Genomic DNA, 20,439 nt, shown 5'->3' on the forward strand with positions numbered 1-20,439 from the left:
GGGTTAAGGCGCGTTGGTTGACGTTAAACGCTTACGCATTAGTGGAGAGACTAATGGATCCGCCAGCAGTGTGCCTGCGGGCTCTTACCCTGTCAAGATGACAAAAAAGGGGAGCCGGTGGCTCCCCTCAGTGCATCGCGTGCCGATTAGGCGTTGTATTTACGCATCACCAGCGTGGCGTTGGTGCCGCCAAAGCCGAAGCTGTTGGACATCACGGTGGTCAGCTTAGCGTCAGTCGGTTTGGTGACGATGTTCAGGCCGGCAGCCTGCTCGTCCAGCTCTTCGACGTTGATGCTCGGCGCGATAAAGCCGTGCTCCAGCATCAGCAGGGAGTAGATAGCTTCCTGCACGCCAGCAGCGCCCAGCGAGTGACCGGTCATTGCTTTGGTCGCCGAGATAGCCGGGCTGTTGTCGCCGAACACTTCGCGGATCGCGCCCAGCTCTTTCACGTCGCCGACCGGCGTGGAAGTACCGTGGGAGTTCAGGTAGTCGATCGGGGTATCAACGCCGTGCATCGCCATCTGCATGCAGCGCACTGCGCCTTCACCTGATGGGGCTACCATGTCTGCGCCATCGGAGGTTGCGCCGTAGCCGACGATTTCCGCATAGATGTGCGCGCCGCGCGCCAGGGCGTGTTCCAGCTCTTCCACCACGACCATACCGCCGCCGCCGGCGATAACGAAGCCGTCACGGTTGGCGTCATAGGTGCGGGAGGCTTTTTCCGGCGTGTCGTTGTATTTGGTGGACAGCGCGCCCATGGCGTCGAACTCGCAGGCCATTTCCCAGCACAGCTCTTCGCCGCCGCCGGCAAAGACGATATCCTGTTTGCCCAGCTGGATCTGCTCTACCGCGTTACCGATGCAGTGTGCGGAAGTGGCGCAGGCGGAGCTGATGGAGTAGTTAACGCCGTGGATTTTAAACGGCGTGGCGAGGCAGGCGGAAACGCCGGAAGCCATCGCTTTGGTGACCACATACGGACCCACGGCTTTCAGACCACGCGGGCTGCGCATGGCATCGGCGCCGAAGACCTGGAATTTCGGGGAGCCGCCGCCGGAGCCTGCGATCAGGCCGACACGCGGGTTATTCTGGTATGCTTCCGGCGCCAGACCTGCGTCGGCAACGGCCTGTTCCATGGACAGGTAAGCATAGATGGAGGCGTCGCTCATGAAGCGCACTACTTTGCGGTCAATGAGGCCAGTGGTATCCAGTTTGACGTTGCCCCATACGTGGCTGCGCATCCCTGAATCTTTCAGCTCCTGAGAGAAAGTGATCCCTGAACGTCCTTCACGCAGAGATGCCAGGACTTCCTGCTGGTTATTACCGATGCTGGAAACGATGCCCAAGCCAGTAATCACTGCACGTTTCATTAAATACCTCTGTAAGTCGCACTATTTTAAGTTTCGTGTCGCACGATAGCGTACACTTGTACGCCGAACAAGTCCGATCAGACATTTTGTGTATAAATTTGCGCCCTCAGGCACACATCGCTAAGATCGCGCTACGCCTTGTGATTCGAGTAACTTACGTGAAACAAAACGCTATACAACCCGCCAACCTGGAATTCAATGCTGAGGGTACACCTGTTTCCCGAGATTTTGACGATGTTTACTTTTCCAATGACAACGGTCTGGAAGAGACACGCTACGTCTTTCTCGGCGGAAATCGCCTTCCGGAGCGCTTCTCCAGCCACCCTCGCCCGCTGTTGATCGTCGCGGAGAGCGGCTTCGGCACCGGGCTCAATTTCCTCACCCTCTGGCAGGCGTTTGACGTTTTTGTTCGCGATAACCCGGACGTTACCCTGCAAAGGTTACATTTCATCAGTTTTGAGAAATATCCGCTGAAGGCGGAAGATCTCCGCCTGGCGCACCAGCGCTGGCCAGAGCTGGCGCCATGGGCGGAACAGCTGCAGGCGCAATGGCCTTCGGCCTTCGCCGGATGCCATCGTCTGCTGCTCGACGGCGGACGGGTCACGCTCGATCTGTGGTTTGGCGATATCAACGAGCTGACCAGAGAGCTGGATGATTCGCTGAATCAGCAGGTGGACGCCTGGTTTCTCGACGGCTTTGCCCCGGCGAAAAATCCCGACATGTGGACCCAGGATCTGTTCAATGCCATGGCGCGCCTGGCGCGTCCCGGCGGGACGCTGGCCACTTTTACCTCCGCCGGTTTTGTCCGCCGCGGCCTGCAGGAAGCCGGGTTCACCCTGCGTAAAACCAAAGGCTTCGGCCGCAAACGTGAGATGCTGACCGGCGAGATGGCGCAAACGCTGACCTTTCCGGCGCGCGCGCCCTGGTTCGCCCGCCCCGGGAGCGAGGCCCGCGAGGCGGCCATCGTCGGCGGCGGTATCGCCAGCGCCCTGCTCTCCCTCGCGCTGCTACGTCGCGGCTGGCAGGTGACCCTTTACTGTGCGGACGACGCCCCGGCGCAGGGCGCCTCCGGTAATCGCCAGGGTGCGCTCTATCCGCTGTTAAGCCAGCACGATCCGGCGCTGGCGCGCTTTTTCCCGGCCGCCTTTACCTTCGCCCGCCGCACCTACGACGCGCTGCCGGTTCTGTTCGATCATCAATGGTGCGGGGTCACCCAGCTTGGCTGGGATGAAAAAAGCGCACACAAAATCAATCAGATGCTGGCCCTGGAGCTGCCCCCTGATATCGCCTGCGCGGTGACGGCGGAGCAGGCCGCGGAGCTGACCGGCGTCGAGACCGGCTGCGGCGGCATAACCTATCCGGCCGGCGGTTGGCTGTGCCCGCAGCAGCTCACCGCCGAGCTACTGGCGCTGGCGGCGACTCGCGGACTGCACGTGCATTATGGTTATCAGGTCGAGACGTTGAGCGCGGAGGGCGATGGCTGGCTGCTCAACCGGCAGCGCTATCATCAGGCGGTCGTGCTGGCCAACGGCCACCGCATATCGGATTTTGCGCAAACCGCGCCGTTGCCGGTCTACCCCGTTGGCGGCCAGGTCAGCCATATACCCACCACCCCGCGGCTTTCCGCCCTGCGCCAGGTGCTGTGCTACGACGGCTACCTGACGCCGCAGAATCCGCAAAATCAGCAGCACTGCATTGGCGCCAGCTACCATCGCGGCAAAACCGACACCACCTTCAGCGAAGAAGATCAGCAGCACAACCGGCAACGGCTGATCGACTGCTTCCCGGGCGCGGAGTGGCCGCAGGACGTGGATATCAGCGCCAGTGACGCCCGCTGCGGCGTGCGCTGCGCCACCCGCGATCATCTGCCGATGGTCGGCAACGTGCCGGACTATGCGGCGACATTGACGCAATACGCCAGCCTCCACGAACGGCAGGATAACGCCGGTAGCGCGCCGGTCTTTCATAACCTGTTTATGCTTGGCGCCCTCGGATCGCGAGGCATTTGCACCGCGCCGTTAAGCGCTGAGCTGCTGGCGGCGCAGATGAGCGCTGAACCGCTGCCGCTGGATAGCGGCACCCTGGCGGCGCTGAATCCGAATCGGCTATGGGTGAGAAAACTGCTGAAGGGAAAAGCGGTGAAGTAACAGCGTAAGAGGAGAAAAATCCCTGGGAAGCACGACATTCCCGGCCTCATCCGGGCGACCAACACGGTAGCCCGGCGAAGCACAGCGCAAACAGGGTAAATCCTGGTTGCGCCGTTAGCGTGTCGGATGGCGCTACGCTTATCCGACCTACATCATGGATCAGGCCTGATTTTTCGCCTGCTGATACAGGTTTTCCCACATGCCCTGCACCAGAATTTGGTCCGGCGGCGACAGTTCGCCAGCGCCGATGGCTTTCTCCAGGCTATGGCTGACTTTGCTGTGTACCGCTTCCGCTGAATGTTCGCCCTCACCTTCCAGCTCAGCCACCGCCAGCGTCAGGTGGCCGCGCAGATAACCGCCGGCAAACAGTTCATCATCACTGGCGTGGTCTACCATGTTGTCAATCAGCGCCAGAATGCGTGATTCAAACTCCGCGATCATCATCTTACCTCTTGTCATTTAATGTGTGGCCTTAGTGCAGGTCTTCCGGCCACGGAAAGTGTTCTGCCGTCAATGGCGGCGTTTGATAATAGTGTTGTAATGCGCGAATAAGACGCGCCGGACGTTCGGGGATCCCTTGTTCAAGCAGAGTCATCACCCGGGCATGTACCCGGCGCTGAAAGGCGATGCGATCGGGTTCAACGTCACCTTCCAGATTGTCGCAGCTGACGTTAAACGGAAATCCCGCCGCCACGCAGAACAGCCACTCCAGGGCCTGCGGTTTCACCTCCACGTCCTCAAACTGGCTTTGGGTCATCGCATCGCGGCCGTCCGGACAGTACCAGTAGCCAAAATCCACCAGCTCGCGGCGGGCTTTGCCGGCGATGCACCAGTGGGAGATCTCATGCAGAGCGCTGGCAAAAAAACCGTGCGCGAAGACGATACGGTGATATGGCGTGTCATCGTCCGCCGGGAGGTAGATCGGCTCATCGTCGCCTTTCACCAGGCGAGTATTAAAATCTGCGGCAAAGCAGCTGTCGAAGAGGTCAATAAGCTGCTGATAATGGTGTTGCTGTTGCATTAATGAATTCCCAACCACTGCAAAATCTCAGCCCCGTGGCTGTCGTAGAGAAGTTTCGCGCTCATCACCGCCGAAACGATAACGATCATCGGTCGGATCAGCGATTGCCCTTTGCTCAGCACCAGCCGGGAGCCGGCGCGGGCGCCAATAAACTGGCCGGCCATCATCACAAAGCCGGTGGCCCAGATAACCTTTCCGCCGATAATAAACAGCAGCAGGCCGCCGACGTTCGAGGTGGCGTTGAGCAGTTTGGCGTGGGCCGTCGACTTCGCCAGGTTAAACCCGGCCAGGGTGACAAACGCCAGCGCATAAAACGAACCGGCGCCGGGGCCGAAAAAGCCATCGTAAAACCCGACGCTGCCGCCGGCGACCAGCGCAAACGGCAGGCCGTAGAGCCGACGCTGTCGGTCCGCTTCGCCCAGTTTCGGCATCAGCAGAAAATAGAGACCGATGCCGATCACCAGCAACGGCAGGATCTGCTTAAGAATATCGGACTGCACGTGCTGGACCAGCAGCGCGCCGGCGGTTGAACCGATAAAAGTCATCAGAATATTCAGCTTCTGATCGGCGAGATTGACCACCTTGCGGCGGACAAAATAGAGGGTCGCCGACAGCGATCCGCCGCAGGCCTGCAGCTTATTGGTCGCCAGCGCCTGGGCCGGCGGCATACCGGCGGCCATTAGCGCCGGCACGGTCAGTAAGCCCCCGCCCCCGGCCAGTGAGTCAATAAAACCGGCCAGGATGGCGACAAAGAAAAGCACCACCAGCACCAGCGGCGATACGGAAAACAACTCGATAAAACTATCCATTACAGCACATGCTCATCCAGTAGCGCCTGACAGGAAGGCGGCAACGGCGGCGGCGTCTTCTTCACAGGTGGGGTAGACCCGGGTTTAGGTGGTTCGAACCAGCTCTGCAGCTCCGCACCGCAGCCATCGCCGGCCGGCGGCGGCGCCTGATCTTCGCACTCCAGGCTGCCCGCCGGGCAGCGCAGACGGACGTGCATATGGGCGCGATGCTGGAACCAGGGACGAACTTTGCGCAGCCACTGGCGGTCGTTGCCCGCATCCAGACACAGCTGCTGTTTAATCGCCGGGTTGACGAAGATGCGGGTCACTTCGCTATCTTCCGCCGCCAGCTTGATCAGCTGGCTGATTTGCGGACTCCACAGCGACGGCACCACGCGTTTGCCATCGCTGGCGACCAGATCCAGGGCCTGCGGCTTCAGCAACTGGGACGAAGTCCAGCGCGTCTGCGGCAGCTGGAGGAAGATATCGACATCGAGGCCCGTCTGATGGCTGGCGTGGCCGCCGTTAAAGCGGCCGCCTGCCGGCATCCCCATGTCGCCAATCAGCACGGTCCCCATGCCTTTATTGTGCACCTGATTGCTCAGGCGCTGAATAAACTGAACCAGATCCGGATGACCGAAGTAGCGACGCTGATCGGTACGCATCACCTGATAGCCGGCGGCGTTCAGCGGCAGCGCCTCGGCGCCAACGATACAGCCATTGGAGAACGCGCCAATCGACTGCGCGCTGCCGCCGATTGGCTGGGATATCTTCTGCCATGGCGTGGCGGCCAGGCTGCCGGCGCTGGCCAGCAGCGCCAGCAGGGCGATAACGGTGTTTTTCATGGTTACCAGCGTGGAATTGTCGTCGTCACGTCGCCATTCTGCGCGCGCTGACGCATAAAGTGATCCATTAAGACAATCGCCAGCATCGCCTCAGCGATCGGTACGGCGCGTATGCCGACGCACGGATCGTGACGCCCTTTGGTGATCATCTCCACCTCTTCGCCAAAGCGGTTAATGGTATGACCGGGAACGGTAATACTGGAGGTCGGCTTCAGCGCGATGTTGGCAACGATCTGCTGACCGCTGCTGATGCCGCCAAGAATGCCGCCGGCGTGGTTGCTCTGGAATCCGGCTTTGGTGATCTCATCGCGGTTTTCGCTGCCGCGCAGCTTCACCACGTCGAAACCGTCGCCAATCTCCACGCCTTTCACGGCGTTGATGCTCATCAGCGCGTGGGCGATATCGGCATCAAGGCGGTCAAAGACCGGCTCGCCAAGGCCCGGCGGTACGCCGTCGGCGACGACGGTCACTTTGGCGCCAATGGAGTCGCCCTCTTTTTTCAGACCGCGCATCAGTTCATCGAGAGCGTCGATTTTCTCCGGGTCCGGGCAGAAGAAAGGATTCTGTTCAACCTGATCCCAGTCTTTAATAGCCAGCGGAATGTCGCCCATCTGCGTCAGGCAGCCGCGAATGACGATGCCGAACTTCGCGGCGAGGAATTTTTTGGCAATCGCCCCGGCCGCCACGCGCATCGCGGTTTCGCGGGCGGAGGAGCGACCGCCGCCGCGATAGTCGCGCAGACCATACTTTTGCTCGTAGGTGTAATCCGCATGGCCAGGACGGAACACATCTTTGATCGCGCCGTAATCCTGCGAGCGCTGATCGGTGTTCTCAATCAGCAGCCCGATACTGGTCCCGGTGGTGACGCCTTCGAAGACGCCGGAGAGGATTTTGACCTGATCCGGCTCGCGACGCTGCGTGGTGTAACGCGAGGTCCCCGGGCGACGACGATCGAGGTCGTGCTGCAGATCGGCTTCGGTCAGCGGAATGCCCGGCGGCACGCCGTCAACGATGCAGCCCAGCGCCAGGCCGTGCGACTCGCCGAAGGTGGTGACGCGAAAGAGTTGTCCAATTGTATTTCCTGCCATCACGGCTCCATTCTTTGTCGTTATGTTGGCGTGTTGTTTTTTTTAGTCTTTATAAATACCGAAGTGCGCGCGAGCGTCAATCAGCTGCTGTTTGGTCAGCATAAAGACGCCGTCGCCGCCGTTATCAAACTCAAGCCAGGTAAACGGCACGTCCGGATACTGCTCCATCAGATGTACCATGCTGTTACCGACTTCACAAATCAGAATCCCGTCGTCGCTGAGATAATCCGGCGCATTGCCGAGGATGCGGCGTGTCAGCTTCAGGCCATCGCTTCCGGAGGCCAGACCCAGAACCGGCTCATGTTCATACTCTTCCGGCAGATCGGCCATGTCCTCTTCATCGACATACGGCGGATTAGTGACGATCAGATCGTACTGTAGCTTCGGCAGGTCGCGGAACAGGTCGGAACGGATCGGCGTCACGTGATGGATCAGGCCATGGGATTCCACATTGTGCTCGGCGACGGCCAGCGCGTCCGGGGAGATATCCACGGCGTCGACTTCGGCTTCCGGGAAGGCATAGGCGCAGGCAATGGCGATGCAGCCGCTGCCGGTGCACATATCAAGGATATGCTGCGGCTTATGGGTAATCAGCCCGGCAAACTGGTTATTGATCAGTTCGCCGATCGGGGAGCGCGGCACCAGCACTCGCTCATCGACGTAAAATTCATGGCCGCAGAACCACGCTTTGTTGGTCAGATAGGCGACGGGAATACGCTCGTTCACGCGGCGAATCACCCGCTCTACAATGCGGTGTTTCTCGCTGGAGGTCAGGCGCGCAGTGCGCATATCTTCCGGAATATCCAGCGGCAGATACAGCGAAGGCAGCACCAGCTGTACCGCCTCGTCCCATGGGTTGTCAGTCCCGTGACCGTACCAGATATTAGCAGCGCTGAAACGGCTTACCGCCCAGCGCAGCATGTCCTGAATGGTATGCAGCTCATTGACTGCCTCATCAACAAAAATTTTATCCACGACATCCTCCAGGGCACACTCTGCTATAAATTCGGCGGCTAGTGTGCCATGAAGACGGCGATAAATCAGCATTCTTGCGTGGGGTGGCGGGGGAAAAAACAGGTTTTCCTTGCCCGAAGGGATATTGAGTCGGGTAAACTAGCGCAAAGTATTAATGAGAGCGGACAATGAAAAAGAAGACATCGCTTAGCGAGGAGGATCAGGCGCTGTTCCGTCAGCTGATGACCGGCACGCGGAAGATCAAACAGGACACCATCGTTCACCGCCCGCAGCGCAAGAAAATCACCGAGGTTGCCCCTAAGCGTCTGCTGCAGGAACAGGCCGACAACAGCCACTATTTTTCCGATGAGTTTCAGCCGTTACTGAATACCGAAGGCTCGACAAAATATGTCCGCGCCGACGTCAGCCATTTTGAGCTGAAAAAGCTGCGCCGTGGGGATTATTCGCCGGAACTGTTTCTCGATCTGCATGGGCTCACCCAGCAGCAGGCCAAACAGGAACTGGGCGCGCTGATTGCCGCCTGCCGCCGCGAGCATGTGTTTTGCGCCTGCGTGATGCACGGGCACGGTAAGCACATTCTCAAACAGCAAACCCCGCTGTGGCTGGCGCAGCATCCGCACATCATGGCTTTTCATCAGGCGCCAAAAGAGTACGGCGGTGACGCCGCACTGCTGATTCTGATTGAGGTCGAGGAGTGGCAACCGCCGGAGCTGCCTTGACGGCGAGCTCCGGGGTCGTCAGATGGCGTTGGCCATCTTGAGATTGCAGGGGCTTTTCTGCCAGAGGTATTCACCCTTGCCGTCGGCGTCCAGATTAACGCAGGCGATAGCCGAGGTGGTGAACATCGGGGGCGTTTCCCCCGGGCACAGCTCTGAGACCAGGTACCCCACCAGCGGCAGGTGGGAGACGACCAGCGCCGTCGCCACGCCTTCATTTGCCAGCGCCTGCAGATAGGCGCTCACCATTCCCACATCGCCGCACGGCGTGAGTTCCGGCATCACGTCGACATGTTTCGGCAGGTTCATGCACTCCCCAACAATATCCAGCGTTTGTTCCGCACGCAGATAGGGACTGACAAGAACGCGCTCAATATCCACTTTTTGACCTTTCAGCCAGGTTGCCATCTGACGAGACTCATCACAACCGCATACGGTTAATGGACGAACCGAGTCGCTGGCTGCATCGAGGGCAGCGTCGCCGTGACGCATAATAAAAACTTGCATATTGCACCGCTTTTGTTAACCAGAAGCACCGTAGTTTGGCCTGCGAAGACAATACGCAGGTGACCCGGTGGCCGGGCATTGTGCCTGATCCATTCAACGAATGAAACGCTGTTTTTTACCTCAATGGCGTAAGTATAGTCAATGATTGTTTACAAAACAGCCAATCAACAGCGTCATCCGCAGCCGGATTTACCTTCTTTGACCATAACTTAGGTCATCCGTTCATCCGCTGGCCAAAAGGTGGTCCCCTGTTCGGCCATGCGTAATAAAGTGTCACAGGGTGTAAAACGTGGGCCGTACTGGGCGGCCAGGCGCTGCAGGATCGCGGCAACTTCACCCGCGCCGATAGTATCCATATACCGGAACGGGCCGCCAAGAAATGGCGGAAACCCTATACCAAATACGGCGCCGATATCACCATCGCGCGCGCTACGGATAATCTGCTCATCAAAGCAGCGCGCCGCCTCGTTAAGCATCATCATCACACAGCGCTCCGCCACCTGCTGCGCGGACAACCGCGACTGGGGGCGGTCGATGCCCAGCAGCGGATAGACTGCCGGGTCGGGCCGTTTTTTGCTTTTACGCCCTTTTGTCTCATAAAGATAGAAACCACGATTATTTTTTCTACCTTTGCGATCGTCCTTCAAAATCGCGTCAATGATGTTTGCAGGCGGGCTGAAACGCTCTCCAAAGGCATTCTCCAGCACGGGAATAATTTTGGTGCCGGTATCAATACCCACTTCATCCAGCAGTTGAACCGGTCCCACCGGGAAACCGAATTTCACCAGCGCCTTATCAATCACCTCAACCGGTTCTCCCTCCACCAGCAGGCGCATCGCTTCATTTATATACGGCGCGAGGATGCGGTTTACATAGAAGCCCGCTTTGTCCGCCACCACGATCGGCGTTTTCCCCTGACGTTTAGCCAGTTGCACCACCGTGGCGATGGTCTGCGGATCGGTTCCTTTATGCGGGATCACCTCAACCAGCGGCATTTTCTCCACCGGACTGAAAAAGTGCAGGCCGATCACCCGCTCAGGGTGGCTGGCATGGGCGGCTATATCGCTTATCGGTAACGAAGAGGTATTCGAGGCAAAGATAGTCTGCGGCCCGCCGTTTTGCTCCACTTCACTGACCATCCGCTGTTTCAGCGCCAGGTCCTCGAATACCGCCTCAATCACCACGTCGCGATGGGTAAAGCCCTGATAGTCAGTTGTGCCTGTGATCAGCGCCAGTTGACGATCGCGCTCGCTGGGGCGCAGTCGACGCTGGCGAACCTGTTTGTTCAGCAGATCCCAGCTGTACTTTAAGGCGTGGTTGATCCCGCCCGGCTGAATATCTTTGATTCGCACCGGCAGTCCGCCTTTACAGGCGGTCACATAGGCGATCCCCCCGCCCATCAGGCCGCCGCCCAGGACGGCAACGCTTCTCAGCGGAGCGGGTTCCGCCTCGGCGCCACGGTCTTTTTTCAGATCGGTACTGGCAAAGAAGATCGATCGCAGCGCCTGCGACTGCGGGGTCATCGCCAGTTCGCCAAACGCACGGGCCTCTTCGGCGTAACCGCTGCTGCAGCCATGGGCCAGACCATTCTCGACGACCTGCAAAATTCGCTTCACCGCCGGGTAGTTGCCCTGGGTCTTGCGCTGCGTTTGCTTGCCGACGTACTGGAATAACAGATGGCGACCCAGGGGGCCCGCCAGCACGCGTTCGCGAACAGGCACCTCGCGGCTGGCCGGGCGCCCCTTCAGCGCCAGCTCCACCGCCGCCTGCAGTAAAATTGTCTGCGGAACCACCTCGTCCACCAGACCGGCCTTCAGCGCCTGGCGCGGCCGTAACTGCCTGCCGGTGAGCATCATATCCAGCGCCGTACTGACGCCGATCAGCCGCGGTAAACGCTGCGTCCCGCCGGAACCCGGCAGCAGGCCAAGCTGTACCTCCGGCAACCCGAGTCGGGTTTTTTCGTCATCGCTACAAATGCGGCCATGGCAGGCCAGCGCCAGCTCCAGTCCGCCGCCCAGACAAGCGCCATGGATGGCGGCAATGACCGGAATCGACAAGCCATGGATCTCGGCCATAATCTGCTGCCCCTGGCGGGCCAGCGCTTCCGCCTCCTGCGCGCTGCGGCAGCGGGCAATCATGTTGATATCTGCGCCGGCGATAAAGTTATCGGCTTTGGCGGAGATAAATACCACGCCGCGCACCGACTTATCGTCGCGTATCTGGCGTATCAGTCCCCGCACCTGATTGCCGAACTCGGCCTTCAGGGTATTCATTTTTTCACCCGGGGCATCGATGGTAATCACCGCGATGTTATCCGCACGGATCTCAAGCTTAAAAGCGGAAACCGTATCCATTATTCAGCCTCCACAATCATCGCCGCGCCCAGACCGCCTGCCGCGCAGGCCGTCACCAGACCAAATCCCCCTCCCCGTCGCCGCAGCTCATGCAGCGTCTGGGTGATCATCCGCGCGCCGGTGGCGGCAAAGGGATGACCGTAGGCGATAGAGCCGCCGAGGACGTTAAATTTACTCTCATCCACCTCACCGGTGGCTTGCGCACGCCCCAGCACCTCGCGGGCAAAGCGGTCGCTTGCCAGACACTGAAGATTGGCCAGCGTCTGCGCGGCGAAAGCTTCATGCATATCGATAAGCGTGAGATCCGCCAGCGTCAGGCCAGCGCGCTCCAGCGCCAGCGGCGTGGACCATGCGGGCCCCAGCAGCATATCCTGCCAGACGTCGATGGCGGTAAAGGCATAGCTGCGCAGATAACCCAGCGGCGTCAGACCCAGCTCTTTGGCCCGCGACTCGGTCATCAGGATCACCGCCGCCGCGCCATCCGTCAGCGGCGTGCTGTTGGCGGCGGTAACGGTGCCATGTTTACGGTCGAAGGCCGGGCGTAACTTTTGGTAATCTGCGAGGGTTGAATTTTTACGGATGTTGTTGTCCTGCTCCAGCGGCTGGCGGAAGGGGGGCGCATAGGCGGTCATCACCTCCGCGGACAACTTTCCCTCTTCCCAGGCTTTAGCCGCCAGCTGATGTGAACGATGCGCCAGCGCATCCTGTTGTTCCCGGCTGATCCCCCAGCTTTTCGCCATCTGTTCGGCGGTGTCGCCCATCCGTAAGCCGGTTGAATATTCCGCCACCGCCGGGGGGACCGGTAGCAGGTCGCGCGGCCGCAGGCGGGAAAACAGCTTCAGTTTCTGGCTCAGCGTGCGGGCTTTGTTCGCATCGACCAGCGCGCGGGCCAGCGTTTTGCTGACGCCGACAGGCAGCACAGAGGAGGAATCGGCACCGCCGGCGATACCGGCGCGGATGGTGCCGGCCATCAGGCTTTCAGCGACATTCGCCACGGCCTGGAAGCTGGTGGCGCAGGCGCGACTGACGCTGTAGGCGTCGGTGTGCACGCTCATTCCGGTACCGAGCACAATTTCCCGGGCGATATTCGGCGCCTCCGGCATCTGCACGACCTGACCGAAGACCAGTTGCTCAATGGCTTCCACAGGAATGTCGCTGCGCGCCAGCATTTCGCCAACCACCATTTTTCCTAAATCAACGGCAGGAACGCCATGAAATGCCGTCGCCTGACGCGCAAACGGCGTGCGTAACCCTGTGACAATGGCAATGCGATCGCCCTGACGGGTGATAAGCGGTAATGCCTGACTCATAACTCTCCCCTGTTAACCAAGACAACCAAGTGGTCTGACCTGATAGCATTGTTAACTAATTTTTTACATTAAGCCAATCGGGGAAGCGAAAAATTGCGAGCCAAAACACATTGAACAGAAAAGATAACGCCCCGTTCACGGGGCGCTAAGCGCAGGGATTAACGCAGACCCAGCTGGAAGATGAGGGATTCGGCTTCACAGCTAAACACAAAATCGATATCCAGCTTTACGCCGCCGTCAACGTCGGCGAAGACGGGATTAATTTTGCACGGTTCAGATTCCACACTGCGGGCTTTTTCGCTCAGCGCGGCGAGCATTTGCTCTGCTTCCGCGCGGTTGGCGAATACGCGGCTGTATGAGGCGGTGCAGTCGGTGTTGTCGACAATGGTCCCAACATCCATACAGCAGCAAACCGGGGTTTCATCAGCGCTACATTTACTCATCGTAGATTTCCTCTGGATATGCACCTGCGGTGCCAGACAATTAATGTGCCTATTTTACGCCCGCCCTCCGGTTTGCCTCCAGCCGAGAATCGCTATCACGGCGTTAAGTGACAGAAATCACACTTAAAAATGATCTAAAACAAAAATCACCTTTTCTCCGTCGCCTTCCCCCCGACAATTTTGCCAGCTGGATCGCGTTTCTGTTATCACAATTGAAAAACTTCATAAACAAACTTGCAACAACTCATCTGGTCAGACCTATACTCAGCGCACTGGTCTGATTTCTCTGTTGTACCGCAGACCCTACACTTCCGCGCTTCTGTTACGGCATGTAACATAGTTTAAAAAAAAATAACTCAATGAGGTTATGGGCATGAGCCAGAAAACCCGCTTTACCCAATCTGCCCTTGCAGTGGCTGTCGCACTTGTTTCCACCCAGGCCTGGTCAGCAGGCTTCCAGCTCAACGAATTCTCTTCATCAGGGCTGGGTCGGGCCTATTCCGGTGAAGGGGCTATCGCAGATGATGCAGGCAATGCCAGTCGTAACCCGGCATTAATTATGATGTTTGACCGTCCGACTATGTCGGCGGGCGCCGTTTTTGTCGACCCGGGCGTCAATGTCTCAGGCACTTCCCCCACCGGCAAAAGCCTGAATGCGGACAATATCGCCCCGACGGCGTGGGTACCCAACTTCCACTTTGTCGCGCCGATTAACGATCAGTTCGGTTGGGGGGCGTCCATCACCTCCAACTACGGCCTGGCAACAGAGTATAACGATGATTATGCGGCCGGCAGCATGGGCGGTAAAACCGACCTGACTACGGCTAACTTCAACCTGAGCGGCGCCTATCGCCTCGACAGCAACTGGAGCTTTGGCTTAGGTTTCGATGCGGTCTACGCTAAAGCGAAGATCGAGCGCTATGCTGGCGATCTGGGTCAGATTGTCGCTGGCTCTGGCGCGCTGCCGCCGGCGCTGGCAGGCCAGGTGGCGAAGATCCCAGCCGACACGCAGATCGCCCATCTTAACGGCAATGCGTGGGGCTTTGGCTGGAACGCCGGTATCCTCTATGAGCTGGATAAGAACAACCGCTACGGTTTAACCTACCGTTCCGAGGTCAAGATCGATTTCGACGGTAACTATCGCAGCAGTCTGCCAGCGGCCTATAACCAGATCCTTGGCAACTTCGGTCTGCCGGCGGGTACTAACGGCCAGACCACTGGCGGTTCACTGACCCTTAACCTGCCGGAAATGTGGGAACTGTCGGGCTATAACCGCGTGGCGCCGCAGTGGGCGGTCCACTACAGTCTGACCTACACCAGCTGGAGCCAGTTCCAGGAGCTGAAAGCCACCGGCAGCAACGGCCAGACGCTGTTCTATAAAGAGGAAGGCTTTAAGGACGCCTACCGCGTAGCGCTGGGGACGACCTATTATTACGACGATAACTGGACCTTCCGCACCGGTATCGCCTTCGATGACAGCCCGGTACCGGCCAACAATCGCTCCATTTCCATTCCGGACCAGGATCGCCTGTGGCTGAGCGCGGGTACCACCTACGCGTTCAATAAGGATGCGTCGGTTGACGTCGGGATTTCCTATATGCACGGGCAGCATGTGGAAATCAAGGAAGGCCCGTATACCTTCCGCTCCGAAGGGACCGCCTGGCTGTACGGCGCCAACTTCAACTACCGCTTCTGATAAGCAGCGCGCAACAAAAAAGGGTGAACATCATGTTCACCCTTTTTTTATTCGCAGATTACTGTGAATCGATATCTTTCAGTTCATCCTGAATGGCCTGGGCGTTCGGATTGTCCGCCGGGGTCAGCTTACCGCCGTTGGCGATAAAGTCATGACGCTGGAAGTAAGCCTCACGCACCAGAATGTAAGGATCGGAAGACTGACGCAGCAGGCCGTCGGAATCCAGCAGCTGAGCGCGTGTCTCAATCCCTTCTACTGCCCATTTGCCGATCGACATCGGCCAGGTCAGCCAGGAGAGCACCGGATAGAGGCCATCGGCCATATCGCCGCCTTCGTCACGCAGGGTAAAGCTGCCGTAGAATGGCAGTTGCACATACGGGCCATAGCCGACGCCATAGTGGCCGAGCGTGCTGCCGAAACGATGCGGTTCAACGCGCTGCAGCTGCGGATTAGCCATCCCGGCGACATCGATCAGCCCCCCCATCCCGAGGATGGTGTTCAGGAAGAAGCGGGTAAAGTGGACCATACCTTTATACGGGTCGCCCTGCAGGAAGGAGTTCACCATCACCGCCGGCTCTTCCAGGTTGCTGGTGAAGTTGCTTAAGCCATTGCGCGCCGGCTGCGGAACATAGTCACGCCATGCCACCGCGACGGGACGAAGCACGTAAGGATCAACCACGTTAAAGTTGAAGTCAAACATCGTGCGGTTAAACCCTTCTAACGGGTCTGAGCGCCCCTGCGGCCGATCGCCAGAGCTGGAACTGGCACATCCCACCAGCAATGTGGCGCCAAGCGCAAGCGCCGACAGGCGATAATTCATAGATGTCTCCCTGGTTTTTATGGCTATCGCGAGTTGCCATCCATGACGGAAAGACAACGTTTCCGCCCGTACAGATGTGAGCGATTGTAACAGCACGTTGAACGATGTCTATATCACCCAAGTTGTTGATTTGATCATAGCCTGGGAATAACGAGATCGCGGGGCTCCTATTCTAGCGGAGCGACAAAAAACTGACGTTACCATTTTTGCGATTTCAGAGTATGCCCAGCCAGACGCCAGGTAAAGCCGCTACGCTATTACTATACAGAGTGATAGCGAGGGCCACGAAATGGATGAACTTGATGATAACAAATTAAAGCCAGCGGACGACGAACGTGAGGTCGAAAGTGAAGAAAAGCAGCGCGGGGAGGAGATAGAAGTGGATGAAGACCGTCTTCCCTCGCGGGCGATGGCGATCCATGAACATATTCGTCAGGAAGGGGAAAAAGAGATGGAGCGCGATGCGCTGGCCCTGCTGTGGTCTGCGATTGCGGCCGGTCTGTCGATGGGCGCCTCGTTGCTGGCGAAAGGGATTTTTCACGTCAAGCTGGAGGGGATCCCGGGAGGGTTTTTACTCGAGAACCTCGGGTATACCTTCGGCTTTATTATCGTGATTATGGCCCGCCAGCAGCTGTTCACGGAAAATACGGTCACCGCCGTACTGCCGGTGATGCACAATCCCACCCCCGGAAACGTCGGTTTACTCATGCGGCTATGGTCGGTGGTGCTGGCGGGCAATCTCATCGGCACCGCGGTGGCCGCATGGGCCTTCAATTATATGCCTGTTTTTGATGAGCCGACCCGCCAGGCCTTCGTCAGCATCGCCGAAGATGTGATGAAAAACAGCCCGACGGAGATGTTCGCCAATGCGATTATTTCCGGCTGGCTGGTCGCCACCATGGTCTGGATGTTTCCCCTCGCCGGCGCCGCCAAGATCGTGGTCATCATTCTGATGACCTGGCTTATCGCCCTGGCGGATACCACCCATATCGTGGTGGGCTCGGTGGAGATCCTCTATCTGGTGTTTAATGGAAGCCTGCCCTGGAGCGACTTCATCTGGCCTTTCGCCCTGCCGACGCTGGCGGGTAATATCTGCGGCGGGACCTTCATCTTCGCACTGCTTAGCCATGCGCAGATCCGTAACGACATGAGCAACAAGCGAAAAGCGGAAGCCCGCGCGCAGGCCGCTGCAAAAGCCAAAAATGCCGACCGGGCATAAAAAAAGCGCTTAGAATGGCGAGGGTTTAAGCAGTCAGACGGTATAGCTCTTACTCAGGCGGGCGAAAAACGCTATACTCGTGCCGCCTTGTCCCCTTAGTTAAATGGATATAACGAGCCCCTCCTAAGGGCTAGTTGCAGGTTCGATTCCTGCAGGGGACACTTTTCTTTAGTCCCCCATAGTCTCACCTAGTTCACGAATCATCACTAAAATCACCACCCTCACCGCCACAACAGTCTCCTGTAGTTTTTCTTAGTGCATTGACAGCCACGCCTTTTGGCGGGTAAAAAACGAGTAAAACAAATTTACCCACCGGAATTTTACCCATGCTCACTGTTAAGCAGATAGAGGCCGCCAAGCCTAAAGACAAACCCTACCGAATGCTCGACAGCAATGGCCTGTACCTGTACGTTCCGGTGTCTGGCAAAAAGGTGTGGCAGTTGCGCTATAAGCTCGACGGCAAAGAGAAGGTGCTGACTGTGGGCAAATACCCTCTCATGTCACTGCAGGAAGCCAGGGATAAAGCATGGACTGCAAGGAAGGATGTTTCTGTCGGGGTCGATCCGGTTAAGGCCAAAAAGTTGTCTGTGAAGGACAATTCATTTTCAGCTATTTATCATGAATGGTACGACCACAAGCGGCAGGTTTGGTCCGAAGGATATGCGGATGAACTTTCTCGCATGTTCCGTGACGATATTCTGCCGATGATCGGATATCTGGAAATACAGGACATCGAGCCGATGCAAATACTGGAGGTGATCCGGAGGTTTGAAGAGCGAGGGGCAATGGAGAGGGCAAATAAAGCCAGAAGAAGATGTGGCGAGGTATTCAGGTATGCGATTGTTACAGGCCGGGCCAAATATAATCCGGCTCCTGACCTTGCTGATGCCATGAAGGGATATAGAAAGAAAAACTACCCTTTCCTCCCTGCAGATCAGATACCAGCATTCAATAATGCGCTATCTGGCTTTTCCGGAAGCATTATTTCTAAAATTGCCACACAGGTTTTGCAATATACAGCGCTGCGCACAAAAGAGCTCCGTTCTATGCAATGGGAAAACGTCGACTTTGAAAACAGGATGATAACCATCGACGAAGAAGTAATGAAGGGGCGCCGCGTTCATGTGGTTCCGATGTCAGATCAGGTAATAAATCTCCTGAATACTCTCAAACCGATCACAAGCCCTGTTTCCTCTTTTGTGTTCGCCGGGCGGAATGATAAGAAAAAGCCCATCAGCGAGAATGCCGTATTATTAGTTATCCGACAGATTGGCTATGAGGGGCTGGCGAGCGGGCATGGATTCCGCCATCAGTTCAGCACAATAATGAATGAGCATGGCTGGCCGGCGGACGCGATTGAAAAACAACTCGCGCACACCGCCAGCGGATCAATACGCGGAATTTACAACCATGCTCAGTATCTGGATAAACGCAGAGAGATGATGCAGTGGTGGGCTGATTACATCGATGGTCGCGCAGGTGAGTAAGCCATTACGCGAATTCTTCCAGGATCAGGATGCCATCCGCGCCATCGCCGCCAGTATAAGCCGTGCTGGTGAACCCGAGGTCATACGCGCCACCACCACCGGAGCCGGGAGCTGCTCCAGCAATACCGGCCTGAGCCCCTGCCCGGCCACCGCCGCCAAAATACGACGCCCCACCGTTACCCGTAAGAAGGCTCGTCCCTGTCTGGCCATCTGACCCAGTGCCACCGTTGATCCTGATGTCTCCGGCCGCCGCCGTACCTCCGGCACCGCCGGCGGTATTGGACACGCCTGACTTCACGCCGCCTTTCCCGCCAGGAGCTGAGAATAGGCTGGCAAACGAGGTGGCCCCACCATCTGCACCACTTACTGCGCCAACTCCTCCCACACCGCCCTTTCCGACAGTAATCGCATATGAACTGGCAGCAGATAAGTCAACCCATACTATAATGGTCGCGCCCGCGCCGCCGCCAGCACCGGAGAAGGTTTCTGTATTGTTGGAGGCCTGGCAGCCGCCACCGCCGCCACCGGCACCGGTCAACGTTACTTTTGCATAACGGGCCAGAGGAGATCGCGTATAGGTTCCGTTTGCATAGAAAGCTTTTGGGGCGCCAAGAGAACGCCCGACAAAACCAGAGGAATCAGATATTCCGAGGTTATAACGGGCTTCATTTACCGCATCATCACCGGCATCTTTAATTTCTGACAGGTTATTGCTGATCTGAAGGAAAGATAACAATGACCCGGCGGTCATTAAATTCGCGACAATGTCATTCGTTGACCATACGCGTGCCGTAGTCCCTTCCTGACCACGAATAACTGTCATCACGTCACCGGATACAGACGTGACGTGCATAATTTCAGAAATTGTTTTCGTGGCCGCGTCGGTTATCGTTAATTTGAAATAACTCTGTCCAGATACAGGGGAAGGGAATAAAGACCCCGCTCCAGTACCCACGGTAATAACGGTAGCGGACGCGCTAATACCCGCAGCGAGCACACTCTTTGCGTTATTATTGGCTAATAGCTTCAGCGCCATATATACCCCAGTTAAATAATAGAATTATCAGAACGAACATCGCAGATAGTAAACGTCACTACACCGATGACGGCGACATCGTCCAGTGCTTCGCCCTCGATCGCTTCTCCATCTTCGGTAATCAGCGACTTTCCTCTCAGCGTGGCAAGCTCCGTCCCGCCGCCGTGCTGGATCAGAACCTGACTTCCCTGCCTTGGTTTCAGGGAGATATCCAACACAACGTAACCGCCAGACCGCTCGAAGAGCAACGTATTAGGACCAACATTGCAGATCGAGTTAACCGTTAATCGCTGTTCCGTGTAGTCCGTCGCGGGTGATGGAAAGCCCATTACAGAACCCTCCCCATGTTGGCCATCATCCACAGGCGGTTTTCGCTGTGCTCTGCCGTTTTGTCGACGAAATAAGACTGCTCGCGTGCGATCCAGGCGTTAGCCTCCACCTCGGAAAAGTGGATGCCACGCCGGCGCAGCGCGGTAACGAAGTCTCGGGTGTGAAGGTACTGAAACCCCTTGGAACTGCGCAAAATGGACTCGCGGAAAGCCGCGGCGATGTCTGACTGCCTAAGCATGATCTGCCCTCCGATAAATACTGTTTTTATATACAGTATTTTTAATGAAGAA

The 20,439-nt window shown here is 57.5% G+C and carries 20 protein-coding genes and 1 tRNA gene; 6 read left to right on the forward strand and 15 right to left on the reverse strand.

The features are described from left to right. Nucleotides 1–146 precede the first annotated feature (146 nt). On the reverse strand, nt 147–1,367 hold the full coding sequence (gene fabB / locus ACOI7Z_RS10430; RefSeq protein WP_002913291.1) for a beta-ketoacyl-ACP synthase I: 1,221 nt from the start codon (nt 1,365–1,367) through the stop codon (nt 147–149). A gap of 158 nt (nt 1,368–1,525) precedes the next feature. On the opposite strand from fabB, the gene mnmC reads away from it, so the two are divergent. Next, nucleotides 1,526–3,514 (forward strand): bifunctional tRNA (5-methylaminomethyl-2-thiouridine)(34)-methyltransferase MnmD/FAD-dependent 5-carboxymethylaminomethyl-2-thiouridine(34) oxidoreductase MnmC, encoded by a 1,989-nt coding sequence (gene mnmC, locus ACOI7Z_RS10435; RefSeq protein WP_080901575.1) that lies wholly within the window; start codon nt 1,526–1,528, stop codon nt 3,512–3,514. A gap of 159 nt (nt 3,515–3,673) precedes the next feature. On the opposite strand, the gene ACOI7Z_RS10440 is transcribed toward mnmC, so the two are convergent. Genes ACOI7Z_RS10440 through prmB form a run of 6 tightly spaced genes read right to left on the reverse strand, consistent with a single transcriptional unit; the run spans nt 3,674 to nt 8,231 of the window. Continuing rightward, nucleotides 3,674–3,955, reverse strand: coding sequence for a YfcL family protein (locus tag ACOI7Z_RS10440; RefSeq protein ID WP_023290534.1), 282 nt, complete (start codon nt 3,953–3,955; stop codon nt 3,674–3,676). A 31-nt stretch (nt 3,956–3,986) separates the two neighbouring features. Beyond that, nucleotides 3,987–4,535, reverse strand: a complete 549-nt coding sequence (locus ACOI7Z_RS10445) for an elongation factor P hydroxylase (protein WP_032453614.1) — start codon at nt 4,533–4,535, stop codon at nt 3,987–3,989. Further along, a complete protein-coding gene (locus tag ACOI7Z_RS10450; RefSeq protein WP_004201787.1) occupies nt 4,535–5,344 on the reverse strand; it encodes a sulfite exporter TauE/SafE family protein in 810 nt (269 codons plus the stop codon). The genes ACOI7Z_RS10445 and ACOI7Z_RS10450 overlap by 1 nt, the downstream gene beginning before the upstream one ends. After that, a complete protein-coding gene (gene mepA / locus ACOI7Z_RS10455; protein WP_023290536.1) occupies nt 5,344–6,168 on the reverse strand; it encodes a penicillin-insensitive murein endopeptidase in 825 nt (274 codons plus the stop codon). Before mepA ends, ACOI7Z_RS10450 begins: the two co-directional genes overlap by 1 nt. Before the next feature lie 2 nt (nt 6,169–6,170). Next, a complete protein-coding gene (aroC, locus tag ACOI7Z_RS10460) occupies nt 6,171–7,256 on the reverse strand; it encodes a chorismate synthase (protein ID WP_087777303.1) in 1,086 nt (361 codons plus the stop codon). A gap of 42 nt (nt 7,257–7,298) precedes the next feature. After that, nucleotides 7,299–8,231: a 50S ribosomal protein L3 N(5)-glutamine methyltransferase gene (gene prmB, locus ACOI7Z_RS10465; protein ID WP_023290538.1), complete on the reverse strand. Its 933-nt coding sequence runs from the start codon at nt 8,229–8,231 to the stop codon at nt 7,299–7,301. A 167-nt stretch (nt 8,232–8,398) separates the two neighbouring features. On the opposite strand from prmB, the gene smrB reads away from it, so the two are divergent. Beyond that, entirely contained in the window at nt 8,399–8,950 is a 552-nt protein-coding gene (smrB, locus tag ACOI7Z_RS10470; RefSeq protein WP_004201792.1) for an endonuclease SmrB, read from the forward strand. Between the two features lie 18 nt (nt 8,951–8,968). Here smrB and sixA read toward each other — a convergent pair whose 3' ends face one another. From sixA to ACOI7Z_RS10490, 4 genes are all read right to left on the reverse strand, one after another. Then, the gene (sixA, locus tag ACOI7Z_RS10475) at nt 8,969–9,454 is read right to left on the reverse strand and encodes a phosphohistidine phosphatase SixA (protein ID WP_004201794.1); all 486 of its coding nucleotides are present in this window, start codon (nt 9,452–9,454) and stop codon (nt 8,969–8,971) included. Nucleotides 9,455–9,663: 209 nt separating this feature from the next. Further along, a complete protein-coding gene (gene fadJ, locus ACOI7Z_RS10480) occupies nt 9,664–11,808 on the reverse strand; it encodes a fatty acid oxidation complex subunit alpha FadJ (protein WP_087849546.1) in 2,145 nt (714 codons plus the stop codon). Beyond that, the gene (gene fadI / locus ACOI7Z_RS10485) at nt 11,808–13,118 is read right to left on the reverse strand and encodes an acetyl-CoA C-acyltransferase FadI (protein ID WP_048336257.1); all 1,311 of its coding nucleotides are present in this window, start codon (nt 13,116–13,118) and stop codon (nt 11,808–11,810) included. Before fadI ends, fadJ begins: the two co-directional genes overlap by 1 nt. A gap of 158 nt (nt 13,119–13,276) precedes the next feature. Next, nucleotides 13,277–13,561 (reverse strand): YfcZ/YiiS family protein, encoded by a 285-nt coding sequence (locus ACOI7Z_RS10490; protein ID WP_023290542.1) that lies wholly within the window; start codon nt 13,559–13,561, stop codon nt 13,277–13,279. 373 nt (nt 13,562–13,934) lie between these two features. Here ACOI7Z_RS10490 and fadL point away from each other — a divergent pair, with 373 nt between their 5' ends. Then, complete coding sequence (gene fadL / locus ACOI7Z_RS10495) at nt 13,935–15,257, forward strand: long-chain fatty acid transporter FadL (protein WP_023290543.1); 1,323 nt, start codon at nt 13,935–13,937, stop codon at nt 15,255–15,257. 58 nt (nt 15,258–15,315) lie between these two features. Here the strand turns inward: fadL and mlaA are convergent, their stop codons facing one another. Beyond that, nucleotides 15,316–16,077 carry a phospholipid-binding lipoprotein MlaA gene (gene mlaA, locus ACOI7Z_RS10500; RefSeq protein WP_032453618.1) on the reverse strand — a complete coding sequence of 254 codons (762 nt, stop codon included), beginning with the start codon at nt 16,075–16,077 and terminating at the stop codon, nt 15,316–15,318. 289 nt (nt 16,078–16,366) lie between these two features. Here mlaA and ACOI7Z_RS10505 point away from each other — a divergent pair, with 289 nt between their 5' ends. From ACOI7Z_RS10505 to ACOI7Z_RS10515, 3 genes are all read left to right on the forward strand, one after another. After that, the gene (locus tag ACOI7Z_RS10505; protein ID WP_023290545.1) at nt 16,367–17,296 is read left to right on the forward strand and encodes a formate/nitrite transporter family protein; all 930 of its coding nucleotides are present in this window, start codon (nt 16,367–16,369) and stop codon (nt 17,294–17,296) included. Between the two features lie 89 nt (nt 17,297–17,385). Next, nucleotides 17,386–17,457 (forward strand) — tRNA-Arg (locus tag ACOI7Z_RS10510). 165 nt (nt 17,458–17,622) lie between these two features. After that, on the forward strand, nt 17,623–18,783 hold the full coding sequence (locus tag ACOI7Z_RS10515) for a tyrosine-type recombinase/integrase (protein WP_004195404.1): 1,161 nt from the start codon (nt 17,623–17,625) through the stop codon (nt 18,781–18,783). Between the two features lie 4 nt (nt 18,784–18,787). Here the strand turns inward: ACOI7Z_RS10515 and ACOI7Z_RS10520 are convergent, their stop codons facing one another. From ACOI7Z_RS10520 to ACOI7Z_RS10530, 3 genes are read right to left on the reverse strand one after another with little or no spacing between them, the layout of a single operon-like run. Beyond that, complete coding sequence (locus ACOI7Z_RS10520; protein ID WP_420702206.1) at nt 18,788–19,819, reverse strand: glycine-rich domain-containing protein; 1,032 nt, start codon at nt 19,817–19,819, stop codon at nt 18,788–18,790. An 11-nt stretch (nt 19,820–19,830) separates the two neighbouring features. Continuing rightward, nucleotides 19,831–20,148: a hypothetical protein gene (locus ACOI7Z_RS10525; RefSeq protein WP_420702208.1), complete on the reverse strand. Its 318-nt coding sequence runs from the start codon at nt 20,146–20,148 to the stop codon at nt 19,831–19,833. Next, a complete protein-coding gene (locus ACOI7Z_RS10530; RefSeq protein WP_048336948.1) occupies nt 20,148–20,387 on the reverse strand; it encodes a hypothetical protein in 240 nt (79 codons plus the stop codon). The genes ACOI7Z_RS10525 and ACOI7Z_RS10530 overlap by 1 nt, the downstream gene beginning before the upstream one ends. Nucleotides 20,388–20,439: the final 52 nt, after the last annotated feature.

It is taken from the genome of Klebsiella sp. C283, assembly GCF_048822555.1.
Classification (GTDB): Bacteria; Pseudomonadota; Gammaproteobacteria; order Enterobacterales; family Enterobacteriaceae; genus Klebsiella; species Klebsiella quasipneumoniae.